Raw genomic sequence first — 22,446 nt, forward strand, 5'->3', positions numbered from 1 at the left:
AAACAGCATAAATTGCAAGCCTGAAAGGTAAGAAAATCACGACTTTCTCAGCCATAAATATGAAACATTACGTACATTTGTCACATCTTGTGCATTCGATCCGTTATGCCAAAACCACATTCACAAGCAGAAAAACCGAACAAGTCCGAAGCAACCAATACCCTCAAAAACGCAACAATAAAAACCAGGACGGTAGAACAATCGATCAAAGCACAGCCAGCACTGTTTGGTAATCACCCAAATACAACGAGAAAAAAGAAACATATGCTCAGCGAATCCGCTTGAATCGTGCTGTTTTATCCACACCACAGAGCAATCACAAAAAATCAATCCGAGCCCATTAATACCCAACGCCACAACAAACAATCCATCGCCGCAAAAGCCTCGCTATTTACGATTTCCACCTCAACGCCCCACTGTCTTGAATTGTTGTAAATTTCCAACCTCGAAATCAGTGAGTTTCAAAAACTTACCCAGTTGTCACATCATTTCCTGACCGACTTTCAGTTGTCCTTCGACGAAAGTCAGCAAAAAACCAATAAAAGTGGCAAGAATCCCATGCAAAACCGGAATACGTGTCCACTCAAGCAACCGCAATTTCGAGCAACCTCTGAAAATCTTCACGAAAACCAAACACCAGCTATTAACTGCGCGCTTTAACTACCCCCTGCCCTTGTGACAGTTGCGCTGGCATTGATTACACTGCTCGCCCTACGGATTTATCCAATACGGAGCATGAATGATCAGTCCCATCACCCCGGAACTCCCTGTTAAAGCCGCTGAACGACGCTTTTGGGGAAACCTCAACGGCAGCAGTCTGGCGATGGCCATTGCCGCGGCAGCGCAAACCCACTCCGGCCTGACCCTGATCATCACCACCGACACCAGCGCGGCATTGCAACTGGAAGAAGAGCTCGGCTTTTTTGCCGAACAAACGCAGGTAATGTTATTCCCTGACTGGGAAACACTGCCCTACGATGTGTTCTCTCCCCACCAGGACATCATCTCCCAGCGCATTGCGACCCTTAACCAGCTACAGGAAAGCCGCGACGGCATTCTGATTATTCCGATCGCCACCCTGCTGCAAAAACTGCCACCAGACAGCTTTTTTGATGGTCAGAGCTTCGCACTGGATATCGGCCAAAACTTCGACGTTGATAAAACCCGTTTGAAGCTCGAAGCAGCCGGCTACCACTGTGTCGATACTGTGTATGAACACGGTGAATTTGCCGTACGCGGCGCGATTGTCGATATTTTCCCGATGGGCCAGGAGCAACCGTTTCGTATTGACCTGTTCGACGACGAAATCGAAACCCTACGTACCTTTGATCCCGATACTCAGCGCACATTGGAAAAGACCGACAGCATTCGGATCTTGCCCGCCCGGGAATTCCCGCTGAATACCACCGCCATCAAGCTGTTTAAAAACCGCTGGTTTGACTTCTTCGAGCAAAACCCGAACGACTGCTCCATTTATATGGATATATCCCAGGGCATCGCACCTGCGGGTATCGAATATTACCTGCCGCTGTTCTTTGCCGAAGAGCTGGGCAACTTCTTTGATCACCTGCCAGCCAACACACTCATCTTTAACGACGAACGCATGGAGCTGGCGGCTAAACAATTCCGCAAGGACGTCGAAGAGCGGTATGAAAGTCGTCGTTACGACCGCACCCGGCCCATCTTGGCGCCCGGCGAATTGTTTCTGGCCAACGAGCAGCTGTTCAGTAAGTTAAATGAATACCCTCGCGTACAGTGGCACAGCAATGAACTGCCCGACCGCGCTGGCGCCATGGCATTTGATACCGAAGCCTTGCCAGATATCAGCACCGACTCCCGTCTGGAACAGCCACTGCAACGACTGAAAACCTGGCTCGACCAGAACCCGAACACCCGTACGGTATTCTGCGCCGAGTCTGCCGGTCGCCGTGAAGCCCTGCGCGAGTTGCTTGGTCGCATCAAGGTTATTCCGCAAGAAGTCGCAGGCTGGAGCGAAGCCCAAACCGCCCAAAAGACCTTGCTACTGACCATTGCGCCACTGTCGCAAGGCGTACAGATTAACGGCGACCAGCCACTGGCACTGATCACCGAAAACGAGTTGTTTGGCCAGCGCATCCGACAGACCCGTCGTCGCGCCAAACAAAAGACTGACGCCGATAACGTCATTCGTGACCTGACCGAATTAAAAGAAGGCGCACCGGTGGTCCACCTCGACCACGGCATCGGCCGTTACATGGGCTTGCAAGCGCTGGACGCTGGCGGTCAAACCAACGAATTCCTGGTGCTGGAATACGCCAGCGCCAGCAAACTTTACGTGCCAGTATCGTCGCTGCACCTGATTTCCCGTTACGGCGGTGCCGAGGACGGCGCAGTCCCCATCAGCAAACTCGGTACCGACAAGTGGGAACAGGCGAAACGCAAAGCCGCTGAGAAAATCCGCGACACCGCCGCTGAGTTGCTCGACATCTATGCCCGCCGCGAGGCCCGCAAAGGCTTTGCCTTCAATGGCCCGGACGAAGAATACGAGCGTTTTGCGGCGGGATTCCCGTACGAAGAAACTCCGGATCAGCAGGCCGCCATTGACGCTGTCATTGAGGATATGACCTCACCGCGGCCGATGGACCGTCTGGTATGTGGTGATGTGGGCTTTGGCAAAACCGAAGTGGCCATGCGTGCAGCCTTTATGGCCGTACAAAGCGGCAAGCAAGTGGCCGTGCTGGTGCCAACCACCCTGTTGGCTCAACAGCATTACCAGAACTTTGCCGACCGCTTCGCTGAATGGCCGGTAAAAGTGGATGTCCTATCGCGCTTTAAATCCGCCAAGGAAACCCAGCAAGCCCTTGATCGAATGATCGAAGGCAAAACCGATATCGTGGTCGGCACCCACAAGCTGCTGCAGAAAGACGTCAAGTTTGAGCACCTGGGATTACTGATCATCGACGAAGAACACCGCTTTGGTGTGCAACAGAAAGAACGTATCAAGTCACTGCGTGCCGAGGTCGACATCCTTACCCTCACCGCCACGCCAATTCCACGTACGCTCAACATGGCCATGGCCAGCATTCGCGACCTGTCGATCATTGCCACGCCGCCAGCAAAACGCCTGAGCGTGAAAACCTTCGTACGCCAATACGACGATGCCGCCATCAAGGAAGCCATGCTGCGGGAAATTCTTCGTGGCGGTCAGTTGTACTACCTGCACAACGAAGTCAAAACCATCGAGAAAGTTGCTCGTGATCTGGATGAACTGGTGCCAGAGGCCCGTGTGGTTGTCGCCCACGGCCAGATGTCTGAACGCGAGCTGGAAAGCGTGATGAGCGATTTCTACCACAAGCGTTTTAATGTACTGGTATGTACCACCATCATTGAGACCGGCATCGACATTCCATCAGCCAACACCATCATCATTAACCGCGCTGATAAATTTGGCCTGGCTCAGCTGCACCAGCTGCGTGGCCGTGTTGGTCGATCCCACCACCAGGCCTACGCCTACCTTCTGACACCACCGCCGAAGACCATGACCAAAGACGCCGAAAAGCGTCTGGAAGCCATTTCAGCCTCTCAAGACCTGGGTGCCGGATTTATGCTGGCCACCCACGATCTGGAAATTCGAGGTGCCGGTGAACTGCTTGGCGACGAGCAAAGCGGTCAGATTGAGACCATTGGCTTTACCCTGTATATGGAAATGCTGGACCAGGCGGTGAAAGCCATGCGTTCGGGTAAAATGCCATCCGACAATCTGACACCAAGGCAAACCGCAGACGTCAACCTGCACATGCCCGCGTTGATTCCGGACGACTATCTGCCAGATGTAAACAGCCGCCTGACGCTCTACAAGCGCATGGCCAACTGTGAAACCGACAACGAACTGCGCGAGCTGCAAGTCGAAATGATCGACCGCTTCGGGCTGCTGCCGGATCAGGTCAAGAACCTGTTCCGACAAACCTCACTGAAATTGAAACTCACGCCAATGGGCATTGCCAAACTCGACGCCGGTACCGAGTCTGGCAAGCTGGATTTCAGCGCCGACACCAACATCAACCCATTCACACTGGTGAAACTGGTACAAACCAAACCGGCCAGCTACAAACTGGAAGGCGGACACACCTTGCGTTTCTACTTCAATATGGACACCATCGACCGCCGATTTACTGTTATCGAACAGGTTTTGACCGAACTGCAAAAGGAACTCTAATCCGTGAAGCCCCTTTCCCGCCTGCTCAGCCGTGGCTGCCTGACTTTGGCCGCCGGAGTGCTCGGTAATCAACTGCTGATGAATCAGGCAGAGGCCCAAAACGCCTTGTTCGGCGACCATTGGTACGAAGTCGAAATGATGTTGGTTGCCTACAAGAACACCACATCCATTGACGGCGAACACTGGGAGCAATGGATTGACCCTGCTTCCACGCCCATGCATTTGATCAGTCAGCCATCCCGTCAGCCCGATGCATTACAACAGCTGTACCGACAGCAGCAGTGGCTCGACGCCTGGCTAGGCAGCTTGCCGCTTGGCTATCAAGCCGCCGAGAGCCACTACCTGCCCTACGGCGTACTGAGTGAACGCATGCTGGAACGCGAAGCCAGCCGTATCGACCCGCAAGGCGATATGAGTGTTATCTGGCATCAGCGCTGGATCGAAGCCGTGCAACCGGAAGCTGGAGAAATCCGCCACCCTGTCAGCATCTCTCTGCCGGGCGAGACGGAAATCAAGGTTGAAGGTACTTTTAGCCTGTACCTGAGCCGCTACCTGCACATCACCACCGACCTGTATGTACAACACCTCAGCGAGCAAATGCCTGAAGAGCCGGTGTTGCAGCAAATCGAATCCGCCAATGGTGACGTCATCCCACTCAGCAGCGAAAACAGTCTTATTGCCAACGCCGCCGGTGAATTGCCAACGCAAAACACCACCACGCAAGCACTGGGCATCAATGCCACGACGGTTCCGCAGCCGTCCGCCAACCCCACTCAGCAGCCCAGCGAGCTGGAATTGTCCCTGTTAGCCAACCAACCGACACTGCAACAGGCGCTAAAAATTGATGGCCGCTATCCGGTTCGCGCAGCACACGTCAAACTGGCGCGCCGTATGCGATCCAACGAGCTGCACTACCTCGATCATCCAATGCTGGGCGTCGTGATTCAGCTGACGCCAATCGACGTGCCGGAGGTAGAAATGCCTGAACCAGCAACCGAGTCTCTGTCTACATCAGCCACCTCAACAACTACCATTACGACGGCTAATACAGCGACAGCAAAGCAGACGAACTGATTCGCGCCGATTACGACCCGGAAACGAAAAAGCCCCGGTTATTCACTTGAATAACCGGGGCTTTTTGTTCAGAGCTCTTGAGCGCCTGGTCAGATCAAAGACGCGGCAACACCGCCGCAATCAGGTCACGCACTTGCCCCATTCCACCATCCAGCACACGCTGAATGTCTTCCATGGTGATCTCTGCATCACTGCGACCGGCAGCTGGGTTAACCACCAAACAAATACTCGCATATGGAATACCCAGCTCTCTGGCCAGCACTGCTTCAGGCATACTGGTCATACCCACCAGATCACACCCGATGCGCTCCATGTGGTTGATTTCCGCCGTGGTTTCCAAACGAGGCCCCTGAGTGACACCCACCACACCAAAATCCAGTACATCGAGCGCAATATCCTTGGCCGCTGCAAGCAAGGCTTTGCGCAGTGTGCCATCGAAAGGATCGGTAAAATCGATGTGTTCCAGCGGCTTGTAGGCACCGTCAAAGAAGGTGCTTTCTCGGCCCCAGGTCAGATCAACCAACTGGTCCGGAATCACAATGGCACCCGCCCCCATGTCCGCGTGAATACCGCCCACCGCGTTCACAGCAATAATGGCCTCCGCACCGGTTTCCTGCAGTGCCAGCAGATTGGCCCGGTAGTTAACCTTGTGGGGCGGCACCGCATGCGGGTGCCCATGGCGAGCCATAAACAACACCGGCTTGCCTTGCCAGGTGCCTTCCTGCACCGCGCTGGAAGGCGTGCCGAGAACGGTATTGATGTCATGGGATTGGGTGATGTGCGGGCCTTCCAAACGAGTCAGACCAGTACCACCAATAATGCCAATGCGATTAAACGCCATGCTTGTGTTACTCAAAATCGTGTTGAATCAGACCGGCTTTCACCAGCCATTGAATATGTTGTTGCAGATCGGCTTCTATCTGCTGTCGCTGCTCTCCGGTATAGCGAATACGCCAATCAGAGAGATCGAGCTTGCGATAAGGCGAATCCGCGGATGCCGTTGCATCAACGACAGCTTGCAGCACCGCCTCAGCGCCTTCCGGCACATTACACACCACCAATGCGTTACATCCCGCTGCCATCGCCAACTCAGCCCGCTTGCGGTAGTCACCGTATTTGGCCGCCCCTTCCATGGTCAGATCATCACTGAAAACCACGCCGTCAAAACCCACCCGCTGACGCAGCAACTGCATCCAACGCTGAGAAAAACCAGCGGTTGATACCGGGTCGACCGCCGGGTAAACCACATGGGCAGGCATGACGCCGTCCAACAGCCCACTTGCCGACAACTGCTTGAAAGGACGCATATCGTACATCAGTTGGGCGTAACTGCGATCATCCAGCGGCAACTCCTTGTGGGAATCGGCTTCAACAGCGCCATGTCCGGGGAAATGCTTACCTACGGCTTTCATACCCGCCGCTCGCATACCCTGAATAAACGCCGACGCCAGCTGGGCAACCACCACAGCACTGGTACCAAAAGCGCGATCACCGATGACCCGGGAGCACCCTCGCTCAATATCCAGTACTGGCGCGAAACTGGTATCAACACCCATCAAACCCAGTTCAGCGGCCATTACAAAGCCCAGCTTTTCAGCCGCCTCGACAGCCTGCTCCGGGCCAGCCTGTTCCGTGTCAGCCGCAAAACATTCACCCAACCGCATCATGGCTGGCAGACGAATAAAACCGTCTCGAAAACGCTGTACCCGACCGCCTTCCTGATCAACAAACACCGGCAACTCCGGGCGTTCGCGGCGTACCGCATCCAGCAATTGGGTTAGCTGGCTGCGACTCTGGTAATTACGAGCAAACAATATCAACCCGCTCAATGCGGGTGAGTCCAGTACAACACGGTCTTGCGGAACCAGTTCGGTACCGATCAAATCGGCAATCACACCCACCGACAGGCGGGATTCAGAGGAGATCAGATCAAACGACATGGGATTCTCGAAAAGCTGTGTTCCTGTATCCAGACCCGGGTGCCAGCAGGCACCAAATCAAATAACCTCAGCAGGTCTTCATTGCGCATTCGCACACAGCCATGAGACTCCGGTCGCCCCATAGGTTCCGTATCCGGAGTGCCATGGATATAAATATATCGTCGCATCGAGTCGACATTGCCCATGCGATTGCGGCCAATCTCCAACCCTTGCAGCCATAGGATACGGCTCAGAATCCAATCCCGGCTGGGGTGCTGTTCGGCCAACGCTGGGGAATATATTTCGCCGGTAAAACGACGTCCAACAAACACGGCATTGATCGGCAGGCCGTCGCCAATACGGGCGACGACACGATGCCAACCGCGTGGCGTGCAGCCACTACCATTGCGCTCACCAACGCCATTCAGCGCGGTAGACACATCAAACAGATAGCAACGATCTTCAGCGCTGAAACGCAGCGCCTGATCAGCAATGGAAATTTCAATCGTGGGCGCATCCTGCAGCCCAATGGTGTCGACAATCATACGTTCTCTGTATCGAAGGTCAGTCTTGGTGTGGAGCCTGAAAGCCCGACGACAGGAACGGCACCAGGTGGTCAATCACCTGCTCGATACCGCTGCTGACGCCGAGGTCGTGTTCTGCCATGGCGGTTAATGACTCAACCCCGGACAGGGTAAACACCGTCGCCCCCAACATAAAGTGAATACGCCAGAATCGCTCCTGATCGTCCAGCCCGGGCGACGCAGCGGTTACCAGTGTCATAAAGCGGCTGAATACCTGGCCGTATTCATTGCGCAGGAATTTTCTCAAATGGCCCTGCTCTTGTGAGTAGGCCAGGCCCAGCAAGCGCATGAAAATCCCCACCCGACGGGTGCTGCCTTTGCCTGCAGCCAGCGCGGTGCCCGACAGCAAACGCAGCAACTTGCCAAAATCCGGAGTATCGCCATTCAGCTCGGCTTCGTACTGCGCCAGCGCCTCGTCCAGACTGGCGCAAAATGGCGTCAGGAAGCGGGCGAATACTGCTTGAATCAGTTCTTTCTTGGAACCGAAATGGTAATTCACCGCAGCCAGATTCACATTGGCTTTGCTGGTAATGTTACGCAGCGAGGTTTCGGCAAACCCGCGCTCGGAAAACAATTCTTCAGCGGCATTAAGAATACTTTTGGCGGTGTCTTTCTGGGCCATGGGGCTGAGGTTCCATGCATTATTGTTGTTTGAAACATACGTTTGAAACGCAACTGAATCAAACCTATTTAATAAAAACGGCGCTAAAGTACTGGAAACACTGTCGTTACCGCGTAGAAAAGCGTCAACCCGGTTACGTATTCAAACAAACTGGCAAATAAAATTAGGGACCCTCTGAATAACTCGGTGCCCGCTCTGGATGACAGGGCGAAGCTGAATCACGAAGCTGATTTGCAGGCCTGACGGGTCAAGTCAAAAATCAGCGACATAGAGTCAGCAATGCCCTGCCATCCCCGCAGGGCGCCGCGTGCAGCCCGCCAGAACGGTGTTGGCGAATTTGGAAAGGACTCGTCATTCCGCTGCATTCGCCGCGGGGTTGTTGTAGAGAGCCAATGACAACCTGCAGGACTCGCGCAGAGCTGTGCAGAGTTATTCAGAGGGTCCCTGTAGCCCCTTAAACCGCTCCCACAGATAACAGTCAGGCAAATCCGTAACTTATCCCCCAGCCCTACGATTTCTCCCCAACCAGTCCAGCCCAACAAATCCAATGGGCAATAAACCAACAAAAATAAACACTGTGGGTTTACACAGTATTTTTTACTGTATATATTTCCAACCACTGTACAGATAAACAGATATGGAAAGACACATGATCAAGCTCACCGCAAGACAACAGCAGGTGTTGAATCTGATTCGTAGCCGAATCGAGGAAACCGGATTTCCGCCAACCCGTGCGGAGATTGCCAAAGAGCTTGGGTTTAAGTCTCCCAATGCCGCCGAAGAACATTTGAAAGCACTGGCGCGCAAAGGGGCCATTGAGATCATGCCAGGTGCCTCACGCGGAATTCGTGTGATTGAAACCCAACAGCCAGGTTTGCCTATCGTCGGCCGTGTGGCCGCTGGTGAACCCATTCTGGCGCAAGAACACATTGAAGATTACTGCAACCTGCCGACCGGTTTTTTCAAACCAGATGCCAACTACCTGTTGGAAGTACACGGCGACAGTATGAAGAACATCGGCATTATGGACGGCGACCTGATTGCAGTTCACAAGTGCGATACCGCTCGTAATGGTCAGGTGGTGGTTGCCCGGGTTGAAAACGAAGTGACCGTCAAACGCCTGGAAAAGAACCGCAACAAGGTTCTGTTGCACGCCGAAAACGAAGCATACGCGCCGATCGAAGTCGATCTGCGCGAACAGGAATTTAACATCGAAGGACTGTACGTCGGCGTCATTCGCCGTCACTAAGTTCTCAGCCAGTTATCACGAGGTCAGCCGCCATGCGCCAGATGAGTTTGCAAGTCGATCACCAGCCTGATTTGTCTCTCAGCAGCCGGATTCAGGATCGCAAGACCCTGAATATCCAGCCAGCCAAAGGCAGTCTGACCGAAATGATTCTGAGTGACGACAGCGCTATCCAGCCGATGCAGCTGTTACCGATGCTGGCGCAGTGTAATTCCAGCAACCGCTGGCTGATGTGGCTTAGCCCGAATCGGACCCTGAACAAGCAGTGGTTGGAGAGCATTGGCCTGGGCACCGCTCCGGTAGTTCATATTGATCTTTGCCAGGACACCCAGTTGGCGCTGTGCGAGCGTATTATGGCAAGTGCCAACAGCCATTTGATCATTGAATGGCAAGGCGACCTCAGTAGCGAGGCCCGCAAGAGTCTGCGCCAAACAGCCGCCCAAAGTGGTACTCATGTGGTGCTGGTTCACAGCAGCCTCTGACAGCACTGCGATCTCATTCCACAATTCAAAATCGAAGCACAAAAAAAGCAGCCATTGGCTGCTTTTTTTGTTGCTGGGTATCTTATCCACGCTTTGGGCTGATGCGTTACAGGTAATTAGCCATCAAACATGGAGCGCGATACCAGAAAGATCAATGCACCTTGTGAGACGGCGCATCAATATCAAATTCTTCGTCGTCCATATCAAAGCCAGACAACTCACCCACTTTACGCACACCGGCTTCCAGCATGACGCGGGCAATATCTACATGATGCTCACTCAAACTGGCTTTGGCGTCGGCTGAAAAATGAATACGCACCAGCGCATCGCCGTCTTCTTCGTCATCAACCCGACGAAGCGCCACGTCACCATTGGTAAGCTCTACAATCTCAAAGAAGCGTGCCATAGAAGGTCTCACGAAAATTGGATGGCGAGTGTAACATAAAGATAACAAGAGTAACGGCCAGCATTGCCGACCACAGGGAAATCCAGCTGTTCAGTACCTGCCAAAATAGCCGCAAGTGCCGATTCTTACTGAACGTGTTTAAACGACAAACCCGAGTATCCGCAGTATTTACAAAAACACCCGCCATGTGGCGGGTGTTTTGAGTAACTGGACATCATGGATCGCAGGTTCAGCTTTCCTTGTGATTCCCTCGCTGGCATTCAATCAGAGCCTGTAATTCACCTAATATGCCCTGCAAGATTTCCGCACGGCTTTGTTCAGCCGGTGCGCTGGCAATCAGATTACCACTCGGCTCAACCTGTTCGACGCTGCTCGGCTTGCTGACCGCCGCCAGTTGTTGAGCATCACGCAGCATCTGCTGCAGTTGCCCCAGCCAACCATAAATATCGGCTTCCAACTGTTGCAGCTCTTGCATATCGGCAATGGCAAACGCAGCCTTGGCGAACAGTTCAGACAGGTCGTTGACCTTGCCATTCACATTCACCAATCCAGCCAGTTCATTGAGGTAGCAGCGATAGGCGGCGCCCAACTGCAATACGGCACCGTCTTCCAATGCCGTTGCCAGCGCATGATTGTCAGCCAGCTCAACCTGCTCCAGCATCAGTCGACACTGGTACAAACGCTGATTGGTCTGGCCTACCCAGTTAATTGCTGCCATCAGAAGTCCAGCGTCACACCGAAGTGAACGCCTTCGCCCAGCTCATAACGATCGCTAACGTCTTCCAGACGCACGCCGTTGTAGCGGTAACCCATGTAAACGCGGGCTGTCGGGATCACAGCGTATTGGGCGCGAATATCGGTGCTCAGCAGGCTTTCGGCATCACCGAAGGAAACCACTTTGGGTGCATAGTAAGCGTAACCGGCCAGGCTGAAGTCCGGGTGCGTTGGCAAGTTGGCGCGGAAGAAACCACCCACACCAACGGCACCACCCTGGGCGTCGATATCGGTATCAAACAGGAAGGCTTTACCGCCGACACCGAAGTACAGGTTCTTGTTGCGGTTCTTCAAATCAACCACATGCAGGCCTGCACCCAGCAGGTCGCCGTCGTCCATGTCGTGCAAACCAGACAGGTTGATGTGCAGGCCGGAGTCGGCCTGGGTGGCGTCGTAGGCCAGTCGAACGGATTCGTTGGCCAAACTGAAGTCCAAGGTACCTCCCGCCTGTGCGGAAACAGCAGCAACAGACAACAGGGTTCCCGTAATTGCACTACGAGTGGCCACAGCAATACCTTTCATATTTCCCCCAAGGAAGATCTTTTTGCCGAAGCTCCGCTCCGGCACACAAAATTAACGTAAGCGCATCATAGCAGCGCCCCGACACTCTATAAACGCACATCAACCCACGTGGTTGACATGGCTTACAGAGCCGGGGCGCTGCGCTGAGTAACAGTAGTTAGGACTGAATCCCGCTACCGATTACTTCATCAGATCCAGCAACAGTTTGTTCAGCTTACCAACGTATTCCGCCGGGTTTTTCAGCTGAGAGCCTTCAGCCAACTGCGCCTGGGCATGAATCAGACCCGCCAGTTCCTTGAAGCGATCTTCGTCTTGCTCTTGATCCAAACGGGCAATCAGTGGATGAGTCGGGTTGATTTCCAGTGTCACATCAGATTCAGGAACGTCCTGACCCGCAGCTTCCAGCATACGGCGCATGTGGCCACCCATGTCGAACTGACCAACCACCAGACAGGCCGGTGAATCGGTCAGACGAGAGGTAACACGTACGGTCTTGACGTCTTCCAAAGCGTCCTGAACACGTTCGATCAATGCCTTGTGGGTTTCTTGCAGTTCTTCCTGCTGTTTCTTCTCTTCTTCGTCCGCCAGATCATCCAGATCCAGTTCACCTTTGGTGATGTCCTGGAACTGCTTGCCATCGAACTCGGACAGGTGGCCAACCATCCATTCATCAACACGGTCAGTCAGCAGCAGTACTTCAACGCCTTTCTTCTTGAAGTATTCAATGTGCGGGCTGCCCAGTGCGCCTTCTACGCTTTCAGCGGTGATGTAGTAGATCTTCTTCTGACCTTCACGCATGCGCGCAACGTAGTCAGCCAGACCGACGTTTTCAACAGTGCCTTCCGACTTGGTGGTGCAGAAACGGAACAGACCGGCGATTTTTTCCTTGTTGGCGAAATCTTCAGCCGGGCCTTCTTTCAGCACTTCACCGAATTGATCCCAGAACTGCTGGTACTTGTCAGAATCGTTCTTGGCCAGTTTGGTCAGCGTATCCAACACACGCTTCACCAGCGCGGAACGCAGGCTGTCGACTTGCTTATCCTGCTGCAGGATTTCACGGGATACGTTAAGGGACAGGTCGTTGGAATCCAGCACACCCTTCACAAAACGCAGGTACAGCGGCAAGAACTGCTCGGCGTCATCCATGATGAACACACGCTGAACGTACAGTTTCAGGCCACGGGCGCTTTCACGGTTCCACAGATCAAATGGTGCCTTGGACGGGATGTACAGCAGGCTGGTGTAATCCAGTTTGCCTTCCACCTTGTTGTGCATCCAGGTCAGTGGTTCCTGCCAGTCGTGGGAAATATGCTTGTAGAACTCGGTGTATTCTTCGTCGCTAACGTCCGACTTCTGACGAGTCCACAGCGCCTTGGCTTCGTTCACTGCCTCGGCAGGCTGCTGGGTCTCATTGCCTTCTTCATCAGTGGTGGTTTCCTGCGGCAGGAATACCGGAATGGCGATGTGATCGGAATATTTCTTGATCAGGGAACGCAGACGGAAGCTGTCGGCAAAATCTTCTTCACCTTCTTTCAGGTGCAGGGTAATGCTGGTACCGCGATCGGCTTTCTCAACACCTTCAATCGAGAACTCGCCTTCACCGGCAGATTCCCAACGCACGCCCGCATCAGCGGCTTCGCCGGCACGGCGGGTTTCAACCACAACCTTGTCGGCCACGATAAATGCGGAGTAGAAGCCCACACCAAACTGACCAATCAGTTGGGAATCGGCTTTCTGGTCGCCAGTCAGCTTGCTCAGGAAGTCAGCGGTACCGGATTTAGCGATGGTGCCCAGATTGTTCACCACGTCATCGCGGTCCATACCAATGCCGTTATCAGCAATGGTCAGAGTGCGCGCTTCGGCATCAAAGTCGATGTGCACTGCCAGCTCGCTCTGGCCTTCGTACAGCGCGTCGTTTTTCAAAGCTTCGAAGCGCAGCTTGTCGCAGGCGTCGGAAGCATTGGAAATCAGCTCCCGCAAAAAGATTTCCTTGTTGGAATACAAGGAATGAATCATCAGATGCAGCAGCTGTTTGACTTCGGTTTTAAAGCCAAGTGTTTCTTTGCTGGCCACGGTCATGAGTTTCTCCTGTTACAAGACGCAAATCCACGCGTCGTTATTTCACCTCAATGCCTGCCAGACGCCGTAACTACCCGATCGTCTGGCCGTTGAATGCAAAGATGGGGACGGCCTGTTTCATTTCAAGGCACAAAGATGCAGAAAACAAAAAAATTAACTATTTCAGCGGCTTGGAGGCCTCTAATCCGCTCTTAATATAAGAAAATTGGCGAGTCGCTGTTCTTCCTAGCTGAACTGACAATCGAGGGCAGCTCGGCTCAACGAGCGATTTCATACGTGCATATCACCGCCCGATTGCGTTACATTTCAACCAAGTCAGCGCATACCGCGCACCATCAGCCTTGAAGACCCTTGTATGCTCAACACCGCAGCCTTGATGGCGTTTGTTCCAACCTTTTTCTTCGTTTCCATTACGCCAGGCATGTGCATGACCCTGTCGATGTCACTGGGCATGACGATTGGCGTTAAACGAGCGTTGTGGATGATGGCAGGCGAACTTGTGGGCGTGGGCATTGTGGCAACGTCGGCGGTCATTGGTGTCGCTGCGATCATGCTGAACTTCCCGGCGCTGTTCATTGCGTTCAAGGTCGCTGGCGGCCTGTACCTGGGCTATCTGGGCGTTCAGCTATGGCGCTCACGAGGTAAGCTGGCGCTGTCGCAACAACCCGAGCAACAGCGTCAGGCCAGCTGGAAGGAACTGGCGTGGCAAGGCTTTATTACGGCCATCGCCAACCCCAAGGGGTGGGCATTTTTCATTGCGCTGTTGCCGCCATTTCTGGACCCGGATATCAGCATGAGCCACCAGCTGCCTGCCCTGCTGGGCATCATTTTGCTGCTGGAATTTGTCTGTTTGCTGATATACGCCAGTGGCGGCAAAAGCCTGAGCCTGCTGTTGAAAACCCAGAGCAACGTCCGGGTGATCAATCGCTGTGCAGGCACGCTGATGTTGGGTGTGGGCGTGTGGCTGGTAGCAAGCTAACAGCACCACTTCATGTCGACTAAATTGCCTGACGGATACGCTCAAACCGCTTGGCCAGCCCCTCATCGTTGGCCAGCGCCGTCACAATGGCCACCGACGACATGCCCGTCGCCACAACATCGGCGACGTTGTCTTCCGTGATACCGCCAATGCAGGTTAGCGGGAAGTCGCTGTTTTCTTCGCACCACTTCGATAACTGTTCCAAACCCAGCGGCGGGTATTTCAGCTTTTTCGACAACGGCGGAAATACCGGTCCAAACGCAATGTAAGAAGGCTTGATGGCTCTGGCTCGGGCAATTTCCCATTTGGTATGGGTACTCACCCCCAAACACAAACCGGCTTGCGCCAACGCCGTCAGATCCGCCGTGCACAAGTCCTCCTGGCCCAAATGCACTCCCCAGGCCTCCAGTTCCAGCGCCAATGGCCAGTCGTCATTAATATAGAGCGGCACACCAGCCTCCCGGCACAGTGCAATGGCTTCGGCAGTTTCCTGTCGGTAATTCACTGATTGGTGTTTTACTCGCCACTGCAAGGTATCCACACCAAGAGTCAGCAGTCGTTTTAGCCACTCCAAATTGTCGACCAATCCATAAAGTCCCAAAGGCTTATCCAATACCGGAAATGCCAGTGTCATCGCCGACAGATCGACGCCTCCATCAAGTGGGTATAGGGAATCGACAGAGGCATGGTCACCACTAGCCCCGAAAGCAGCCTCCTGGCTGACCGAAGCCAAATCCGGAGCCGATGCAGTAACGACAACCGAAACCCGATGGTCGGCCGCTGACTGCTGTGCCGCGGCGAAACAATTGTGATACCCGCTGTTTCTTTCCGACGCAGACTCCAGGCACTGCAAGGCGTATTCACTGGCTTTCAAAATGGCATCATACAGACGGCTACCGGATGCCAGCCCTGCGGCCAAGGCCGCGGCAAAATGGCAACCGGTGCCATGAGCCTGATGCATAATTCGCTCGCTCAACAGCTGAAACGCTGGCATACCGATTTGCTCGGGAGACTGCTCTTCGGGTATGGAGCCCTGCTCCTCGGGTATAGCGCCCTGCTCTTCAGAAACAGCACGGTGAAATACCTCGGTGATCACCTGCAACGGGTGTTCGTTTAGCGAACTGTCGCCACCCGTGATGATGACGGTCGAAGGCCCCATGTAAGAAAGCGCTCGGGCCATCTGTTGGCTGCTCGGCCGATTATCCGATGGATCAGCAACATCGCCTTTCAACGAGTCAGGCAGCCCCAAAAGCAAGCGCGCCTCAGCGTTGTTGGGAGTGATCACATCGACGCAGGCAAGCAAGGCACGATAGCGCTCCAAGTCGGCTGAGAACATCGCAGATTTCTTGCTCTCAGGTTCAGAATAAGAGTCAGGCGACACATCCGTGGCACTGATCACCGGGTCCCAGATAACCGGGCATGGTGCCTGATCGAGGGCATCCGCCAGCCATTGCCATAGATCGTCATCATTTGGCAGCCAACCGACCCGTATTGCCGCAGGCCAACCGTCGGCCTTCAGTGCCTGCCATTGAGCCTGCACCTGCGATAACGGCAAGGCAAACCCTTGCTGAAAGCCCGCGGAGTTCTGAACAGTGATGGCCGTTACCACACACTGAACCTGAGCGCCCCATTGGTTGCACACCGCAACATCCGCCTGCATACCCGCACCTGCGGCGCTGTCGGAGGCGGTAATGGACCACACCACCGGGCGCTTTACCGGACCCGAATTGTTTAGACCGTGACTTCCGGCCTCAAGAATGATCATAGAATTCCTACCAAGATTTACCCGGCGCATAGGCCGCTATTCACTACTGGTGCCAGAACGGCATTCCCAGCGTTGGCGTAGAAGCGCTGGCCTGTTCTCGCTCGACCATAGTGCCAGCCTGCCAGGCCTGACGACCGCCCGTTACGGCGTTGCGAAATGCCCCGGCCATGGCCACCGGGTCCAACGCCTTGGCCACGGCAGTGTTCATCAACACAGCGTCGAACCCCATTTCCATCGCCTGCATGGCTTGTGATGGTTTACCAATGCCCGCATCAATCACGATCACCGCATCAGGCAGGCGCTCCCTCAGCATGCGCAGCCCGTGGGGGTTTTGCAGTCCACGGCCGGTACCAATAGGTGCCGCCCAGGGCATTACTGCCTTGCAGCCGACATCCAGCAGTTTCTGACACAGCACCAGATCTTCGGTGCAGTATGGCAGCACCTTGAAGCCCTGCTGGACCAGTGTTTCTGCGGCCGAGAGTAGCTCGAAGGCGTTGGGTTGCAAGCTATAATCATCACCAATGACTTCCAGTTTGATCCAGTCTGTTGTGAACAACTGACGGGCCATATTCGCCATCAGAATGGCTTCACTGGCACTGTGGCACCCAGCCGTATTGGGAAGCAGTAGCGAACCACTCTTTTTCAGCCACTGGTCGATCAGCTGCCAGTGGCCGTTGTCCTCTACTTGTCGGGCGGTCTGACGACGCACCGACACCGTCACAAACCCCGGGCCTGCCGCTTGCAGTGACTGCCCCATAATATCGGGGGACGGATACATCGAGGTGCCCAGCCATAAACGGCCGGGAATGGTTTCCCCGCCGATCACCAAGGCGTCTTGTGCGGTTGAATCAGCCACCGGTAATTGCTCCTACAACGTCGATTTTGCTGTCTGGCTTTACCACCGAGGCAGCCCAGTCCGCGGCAGCGACGATGCTCTGATTCAGCGCTACTATGAACCTTCCTGTCGCCTGGGCTTGAAACCGTCCTGTCGCCTGGGTTTGGGACTCGCCTGCGGCCTGTTCGTCGCCCACCGGGTTTTCATCCAGATACCCTTCTGACACCAGCACATCCACCAGCGTTAATGGCGACTGCGACGAACGGATTTCGCCGTTGATCCAATAATTGAATGAATCACTCATGCCATTACCTCCTGTGAAGGCTGCTTATGATCAGCCAGAGCAATGGACTCACTGCCTTGAGGGACGCCCGTTAGGCCCAGGGGTAAATCGAACTCGTGCTGCAAGTGCGACAGCATGGCAGGCGCCAGCAAATAGCCGTGGCGGAACAGCCCGTTGATTGCCAGGCCTTGCGGAATGGCACGAATTTCTGGTTTGTGTGATGGCAATGCTGGACGCACGTTAGCCGTCATTTCCAGAATCCGGGCTTCGGCAAGGCCAGGAGACAGGGCATACAAGGCGCTGAGCATTTCCAGCGCAGAACGCACGCTCACCGGCGAACGGTCGTCCGACTCGATTTCGGTCGCTCCAAGAATGTATTTGCCGCCCTCCTTGGGCACCAAGTACAAGTGATAACGTGGGTGCAGCAGCCGCACCGGACGGCTAATATACACGTCCGGCGCTTCGATCCAGACCACTTCTCCGCGAACACCACGAACCCGGCCGTCAGACTGACGAGCACCAGTGCCGCGACAATCCAGCCAGCGACCGGCTGGCTGCTCTGTGCCATTCACCGTTGCCGAAAGCCCTACAAACTCAACCTGAGCCAGATAGTGCAACTCGCCTCCCAAAGCGCGAATTTGCTGCTTTAACAACGCCAGCAAACGGCGATTCTCCAGATGCGATTCATTCGGCAACCAGAAGCCTTGCTGAAAGTGCTCTGCCAGCGCCGGTTCCATTTGACGCAAGCGCGAACCACTCAGCAATTGCACATCGTCCTTGCTGTCTGCAAGTATGCCCGCCCGTTGCATATGGGCCTGAAAATCCTGTAACTCGGATTGGTCGGCGGGGTGCGCCACCAGCAAGCTTCCACCCTGTCCCAAGCGGATTTTCTCGGCACTTTGCTGTTCGAGGTCAGCCAATAACGCTGGCCAGAGCTTCAGCGAGGAACAGCCCATTTCAAACAGCCCGTCGGCACACACCGGCAATTCGGCCCAAGGTGCAATCATGGCTGCGGCAGTATGTGCGGCGGCTTTCGGACTATCTTCGTCAGCAGAGTCATACACACTGACCTTGTAACCCTGTGACGCCAGTCGCCACCCCAGCAGCAGACCCAGAAGGCCTGCCCCGGCGATGGCAAAATCCGGCTGAGTAATGCTCTGTTGAACCCGATCTACCTGTGGTTGAGCGGATGAATTATTCATCCGTAATGGCCTCTGCCGGGTGATAGATTTCACTACCAAGCTCACGGAACTGTTCGGACATTTGGGCCATGCCCTTTTCCCGATCCGTCAAGCCTTGCTCCCGTTCCATCAAGCCTTGCTCTTCGGCCAAGCGCTCTTTCTCCTTCTCTTTCGCGGCTTCGGCATCACGCACTTCCTGCGAGATTTTCATAGAGCAGAACTTCGGCCCACACATGGAGCAGAAGTGAGCCACTTTATGGCCCTCTTTGGGCAGGGTTTCGTCGTGGTAGGCACGAGCGGTTTCCGGATCGATTGCCAGGTTGAACTGGTCCTGCCAGCGGAATTCAAAACGCGCCTTCGACATGGCGTCGTCGTGCAGCTGTGCGCCCGGATGGCCTTTGGCCAAATCCGCCGCATGGGCAGCAATTCGATAGGCAATCAGGCCCTGCTTCACGTCTTCCTTGTTCGGCAAGCCCAGGTGTTCTTTTGGTGTGACGTAGCAGAGCATGGCGCAGCCATACCAGCCGATCATGGCGGCACCAATGCCGGAGGTGAAGTGGTCGTAGCCGGGAGCAATATCGGTTGTCAGAGGGCCAAGGGTATAAAACGGCGCTTCGTGACAATGCTTCAACTGCTCGTCCATGTTCTCCTTGATCATGTGCATTGGCACGTGCCCCGGGCCTTCGATGAAGGTTTGTACGTCGTGCTTCCAGGCAATCTTGGTCAGCTCACCCAAGGTACGCAATTCGGCAAACTGGGCTTCGTCGTTGGCGTCGGCAATCGACCCCGGACGCAGGCCATCGCCCAGCGAGAAGCACACGTCGTAGGCCTTCATGATCTCGCAGATTTCCTCGAAGTGTTCGTAGAGGAAGCTTTCCTTGTGATGCGACAAACACCACTTGGCCATGATGGAGCCACCACGGCTGACGATGCCGGTGACGCGCTTGGCAGTCAGCGGAATGTGGTGCAAGCGCACACCGGCGTGAATGGTGAAGTAATCAACGCCCTGCTCGGCCTGTTCAATCAGGGTGTCGCGGAACAGTTCCCAGGTCAGGTCTTCGGCAATGCCACCACACTTTTCCAATGCCTGATAGAGCGGCACGGTACCAATCGGTACTGGCGAATTGCGCAGAATCCATTCGCGGGTTTCGTGAATATTACGGCCGGTAGACAAGTCCATCACGGTGTCAGCGCCCCAATGGGTCGACCACACCAATTTTTCAACTTCTTCGGCAATCGAGGAGGTCAGCGCCGAGTTACCGATATTGGCGTTCACCTTGGTGCGGAAGTTACGGCCAATAATCATCGGCTCGCTTTCCGGGTGGTTGATGTTGTTCGGAATCACTGCACGACCACGGGCCACTTCGTCACGGACAAATTCCGGAGTGATGATTTTGGGAATGTTCGCGCCCCAGCTTTGGCCCGGATGCTGGCTCGCCAGCGCCTCGTCCATTTGCGCCTCGGCGAAGCCGAGGTTTTCACGAATGGCGATGTATTCCATCTCGGGCGTGATGATGCCCTGACGGGCGTAGTGCAGCTGGGTCACGTTTTTGCCAGCCTTGGCCTTGCGAGGGTGACGCTCGACCTTCATGCGCCAGTCTTCAAAACGCAGATCATTTTCACGAGCCTGGCTGAAAGCCGACGATGGCTGTTCCAGCACATCGGTGTCATCCCGTGCTTCAATCCAATGCTGTCGGAGGGCTGGCAGACCTTTGGTCAAATCCGGTGTGAAATCCGGGTCGGAGTATGGGCCAGAGGTGTCGTACACACGGACAGGCGGGTTGTATTCGGTTTCGGCGGTTTCCGGGTCCGGGCCCAGCAGCGTTGGAGTCAGCTCAATTTCACGCACACCAACCTTGACGGTTTCGTGGGCATTCGCCATGGCCAGATACAACTTGCTGGATGCCGGATAGCTCAAACGCTCCATTTCCGCCTTGGTCAGCGGCGATGGCATGGCGTTTTTCGACGTGTGTTGGCGATTATTGTTTTGCGACGGTGTTTCGGCAGAAGCCATACTTGATTCCTCTCTTCAAACGGTTGAAAGGATCAGGCAGGCAGCGATTCAGAAAGAAAGCGGGATTGGCAGCGAGGCTGGAGCCCGTCGGCGTGAGCCGATGCTGACCGTCATCCGAAGCCGGAGCGAACGCCCCGACAAATCGTCTCTGTTTCCTACGCTGGCACTAACCAGATCAGGTTCAACGGGACCCGCTATTGCGATCTCAGCCTCTTGTTCGAGGCACCCCGACAGAATGTTTTTTTATGCTAGGGGATAAATTCCCCCAGAGCAATAGCCTATTTTTGGCCTGCTAACTAATAACTTTTAGGCAACAGTGGCCCCGTAATCAAGCTCAATATCAAATGGCAATACGGTTCAATAACGCTTAATAAATTGAATAATTGAACCGCTTATGCGGACGCCAGAACGCTTAGAATCAACCCAGAGAATGGCAACCTCAGTCGCCACTTTGCAGCAGAAAATGCGCTCTGGCAGTCGCAATTGGACTGTCGCGTCGGGTTTGCCAGGCCGTGATCGCCACATTGGCTACCCGATTGCCCTGACGCCATACCTGACACTCAGCCCAGGTATCGCGATCTTTGCCCGCTCGTAAATAATCCAACGAAAAATCAATCACCTTCGGCATAGTAACGGGCTGATTTTTTATCAGCAGTTGCAGCGCCGCTGCCAATTCCATAAAGCCACCGATCACTCCGCCATGAATGGCGGGCAGCAACGGGTTGCCAATGTTGTCCGGGTTACGAGGCAGATGAAACAGCAGCTCATCGCCAACACCCTGTACTTTCATACCAATGGTTCTGGAGTACGGAATGGCATCGGCCAGCTTCTGGAAGTCGTTGTCTTGCTGCACCTGTTGCACCAATTCGGCCATGGATACACGTGTCATGCCTTACCTCCCTGTTGATCCAATTTGGGCGCTGGCGATTGCGCACTGGCCAGGGTTTCCCGGGCCTGAGCCACCAGGTGGTCGATGTGCACGTCAATTCGCATAAACGATGCGGTTGCTTTAGCCACCAGCAGGCCATCGCCACTCTGCTTCACTTCGCAATCAACAAATACGACGTTGTCTGTTACACGAGTCACCCGCGCCTCAGCCAGCAGATCGTGGCCTGCCTGGGCAGAACGCATGTAGTCGACTCGTAAATCCAGTGTTGGACAGAGTTCATAACCCGGCAGCGCATTAAACACCGCACCGCCGCAGCAGGTATCCATCAAGGTGGTCAGGCAGCCACCATGCACAACACCGGTATCCGGGTTGCCAACAATGGCATCGCTGTAGGGCAAACGCAGGGAAGCGAAATCCGGCTCAGCGGCTTCAACGGTGATGCCCAGTTTGCGGCAGTGCGGTAACACACCCACAAACTGCTGACTGGCCCAAAATCGCTCTTCAGGGGTTTTCTGACTGTTTTTATTATTTCCCATAAATACACACGGACATCTTATTAATGAGTATCAGGCACAATACGCCTGCGGTGTTATCGGC

General features: G+C 54.6%; 20 protein-coding genes and 1 riboswitch. Of the genes, 5 read left to right on the forward strand and 15 right to left on the reverse strand.

The features are described 5' to 3' along the window. Nucleotides 1-739 precede the first annotated feature (739 nt). Together mfd and G516_RS0106055 are read left to right on the forward strand one after the other, a co-directional pair. The gene (mfd, locus tag G516_RS0106050) at nt 740-4,195 is read left to right on the forward strand and encodes a transcription-repair coupling factor (RefSeq protein ID WP_028292905.1); all 3,456 of its coding nucleotides are present in this window, start codon (nt 740-742) and stop codon (nt 4,193-4,195) included. Nucleotides 4,196-4,198: 3 nt separating this feature from the next. Next, nucleotides 4,199-5,269 carry a CsiV family protein gene (locus G516_RS0106055; protein ID WP_028292906.1) on the forward strand — a complete coding sequence of 357 codons (1,071 nt, stop codon included), beginning with the start codon at nt 4,199-4,201 and terminating at the stop codon, nt 5,267-5,269. 94 nt (nt 5,270-5,363) lie between these two features. Here G516_RS0106055 and G516_RS0106060 read toward each other — a convergent pair whose 3' ends face one another. From G516_RS0106060 to G516_RS21275, 4 genes are read right to left on the reverse strand one after another with little or no spacing between them, the layout of a single operon-like run. Further along, a complete protein-coding gene (locus G516_RS0106060) occupies nt 5,364-6,110 on the reverse strand; it encodes an S-methyl-5'-thioinosine phosphorylase (RefSeq protein ID WP_028292907.1) in 747 nt (248 codons plus the stop codon). 7 nt (nt 6,111-6,117) lie between these two features. Continuing rightward, nucleotides 6,118-7,209, reverse strand: coding sequence for a beta-N-acetylhexosaminidase (nagZ, locus tag G516_RS21270; RefSeq protein WP_051218996.1), 1,092 nt, complete (start codon nt 7,207-7,209; stop codon nt 6,118-6,120). Then, the gene (locus G516_RS0106070) at nt 7,194-7,733 is read right to left on the reverse strand and encodes a L,D-transpeptidase (protein ID WP_051218997.1); all 540 of its coding nucleotides are present in this window, start codon (nt 7,731-7,733) and stop codon (nt 7,194-7,196) included. The genes nagZ and G516_RS0106070 overlap by 16 nt, the downstream gene beginning before the upstream one ends. A 19-nt stretch (nt 7,734-7,752) precedes the next feature. Further along, nucleotides 7,753-8,394 (reverse strand): TetR/AcrR family transcriptional regulator, encoded by a 642-nt coding sequence (locus G516_RS21275; RefSeq protein ID WP_036534828.1) that lies wholly within the window; start codon nt 8,392-8,394, stop codon nt 7,753-7,755. Nucleotides 8,395-9,043: 649 nt separating this feature from the next. Between G516_RS21275 and lexA the strand changes: the two genes are divergently transcribed. Both lexA and G516_RS0106085 read left to right on the forward strand, forming a co-directional pair. Then, nucleotides 9,044-9,643, forward strand: a complete 600-nt coding sequence (gene lexA / locus G516_RS0106080) for a transcriptional repressor LexA (RefSeq protein WP_028292909.1) — start codon at nt 9,044-9,046, stop codon at nt 9,641-9,643. Between the two features lie 32 nt (nt 9,644-9,675). Next, nucleotides 9,676-10,122 carry a cell division inhibitor SulA gene (locus G516_RS0106085; RefSeq protein WP_028292910.1) on the forward strand — a complete coding sequence of 149 codons (447 nt, stop codon included), beginning with the start codon at nt 9,676-9,678 and terminating at the stop codon, nt 10,120-10,122. A gap of 151 nt (nt 10,123-10,273) precedes the next feature. Here the strand turns inward: G516_RS0106085 and G516_RS0106090 are convergent, their stop codons facing one another. The 4 genes from G516_RS0106090 to htpG all read right to left on the reverse strand — a co-directional run bounded on the left by G516_RS0106090 (nt 10,274) and on the right by htpG (nt 13,903). Then, nucleotides 10,274-10,528 (reverse strand): hypothetical protein, encoded by a 255-nt coding sequence (locus G516_RS0106090; RefSeq protein ID WP_051218998.1) that lies wholly within the window; start codon nt 10,526-10,528, stop codon nt 10,274-10,276. 229 nt (nt 10,529-10,757) lie between these two features. Further along, the gene (locus tag G516_RS0106095) at nt 10,758-11,246 is read right to left on the reverse strand and encodes a DUF6586 family protein (RefSeq protein ID WP_028292912.1); all 489 of its coding nucleotides are present in this window, start codon (nt 11,244-11,246) and stop codon (nt 10,758-10,760) included. Then, nucleotides 11,246-11,824 carry a YfaZ family outer membrane protein gene (locus G516_RS0106100; RefSeq protein ID WP_028292913.1) on the reverse strand — a complete coding sequence of 193 codons (579 nt, stop codon included), beginning with the start codon at nt 11,822-11,824 and terminating at the stop codon, nt 11,246-11,248. The genes G516_RS0106095 and G516_RS0106100 overlap by 1 nt, the downstream gene beginning before the upstream one ends. A gap of 180 nt (nt 11,825-12,004) precedes the next feature. After that, nucleotides 12,005-13,903: a molecular chaperone HtpG gene (htpG, locus tag G516_RS0106105; protein ID WP_028292914.1), complete on the reverse strand. Its 1,899-nt coding sequence runs from the start codon at nt 13,901-13,903 to the stop codon at nt 12,005-12,007. Nucleotides 13,904-14,258: 355 nt separating this feature from the next. Between htpG and G516_RS0106110 the strand changes: the two genes are divergently transcribed. Beyond that, entirely contained in the window at nt 14,259-14,882 is a 624-nt protein-coding gene (locus tag G516_RS0106110) for a LysE family translocator (RefSeq protein ID WP_028292915.1), read from the forward strand. Nucleotides 14,883-14,901: 19 nt separating this feature from the next. Here G516_RS0106110 and thiE read toward each other — a convergent pair whose 3' ends face one another. The 7 genes from thiE to G516_RS21290 all read right to left on the reverse strand — a co-directional run bounded on the left by thiE (nt 14,902) and on the right by G516_RS21290 (nt 22,385). Beyond that, the gene (gene thiE, locus G516_RS0106115) at nt 14,902-16,647 is read right to left on the reverse strand and encodes a thiamine phosphate synthase (RefSeq protein WP_028292916.1); all 1,746 of its coding nucleotides are present in this window, start codon (nt 16,645-16,647) and stop codon (nt 14,902-14,904) included. Nucleotides 16,648-16,690: 43 nt separating this feature from the next. Next, nucleotides 16,691-17,503: a thiazole synthase gene (locus G516_RS0106120; protein WP_028292917.1), complete on the reverse strand. Its 813-nt coding sequence runs from the start codon at nt 17,501-17,503 to the stop codon at nt 16,691-16,693. Further along, nucleotides 17,496-17,786 carry a sulfur carrier protein ThiS gene (gene thiS / locus G516_RS21280; protein WP_036534835.1) on the reverse strand — a complete coding sequence of 97 codons (291 nt, stop codon included), beginning with the start codon at nt 17,784-17,786 and terminating at the stop codon, nt 17,496-17,498. Before thiS ends, G516_RS0106120 begins: the two co-directional genes overlap by 8 nt. Continuing rightward, a complete protein-coding gene (locus G516_RS21285; protein ID WP_051218999.1) occupies nt 17,783-18,967 on the reverse strand; it encodes an FAD-dependent oxidoreductase in 1,185 nt (394 codons plus the stop codon). The genes thiS and G516_RS21285 overlap by 4 nt, the downstream gene beginning before the upstream one ends. Then, the gene (gene thiC / locus G516_RS0106135; protein WP_028292918.1) at nt 18,960-20,900 is read right to left on the reverse strand and encodes a phosphomethylpyrimidine synthase ThiC; all 1,941 of its coding nucleotides are present in this window, start codon (nt 20,898-20,900) and stop codon (nt 18,960-18,962) included. Before thiC ends, G516_RS21285 begins: the two co-directional genes overlap by 8 nt. A gap of 195 nt (nt 20,901-21,095) precedes the next feature. Beyond that, nucleotides 21,096-21,200: riboswitch (TPP riboswitch) on the reverse strand. Nucleotides 21,201-21,399: 199 nt separating this feature from the next. Next, nucleotides 21,400-21,849: a PaaI family thioesterase gene (locus tag G516_RS0106140; protein WP_028292919.1), complete on the reverse strand. Its 450-nt coding sequence runs from the start codon at nt 21,847-21,849 to the stop codon at nt 21,400-21,402. Further along, the gene (locus G516_RS21290; protein WP_084644902.1) at nt 21,846-22,385 is read right to left on the reverse strand and encodes a PaaI family thioesterase; all 540 of its coding nucleotides are present in this window, start codon (nt 22,383-22,385) and stop codon (nt 21,846-21,848) included. Before G516_RS21290 ends, G516_RS0106140 begins: the two co-directional genes overlap by 4 nt. Between the last annotated feature and the right edge of the window lie 61 nt (nt 22,386-22,446).

The organism is Oceanobacter kriegii DSM 6294 (assembly GCF_000422845.1).
GTDB classification, from domain to species: domain Bacteria; phylum Pseudomonadota; class Gammaproteobacteria; order Pseudomonadales; family Oceanobacteraceae; genus Oceanobacter; species Oceanobacter kriegii.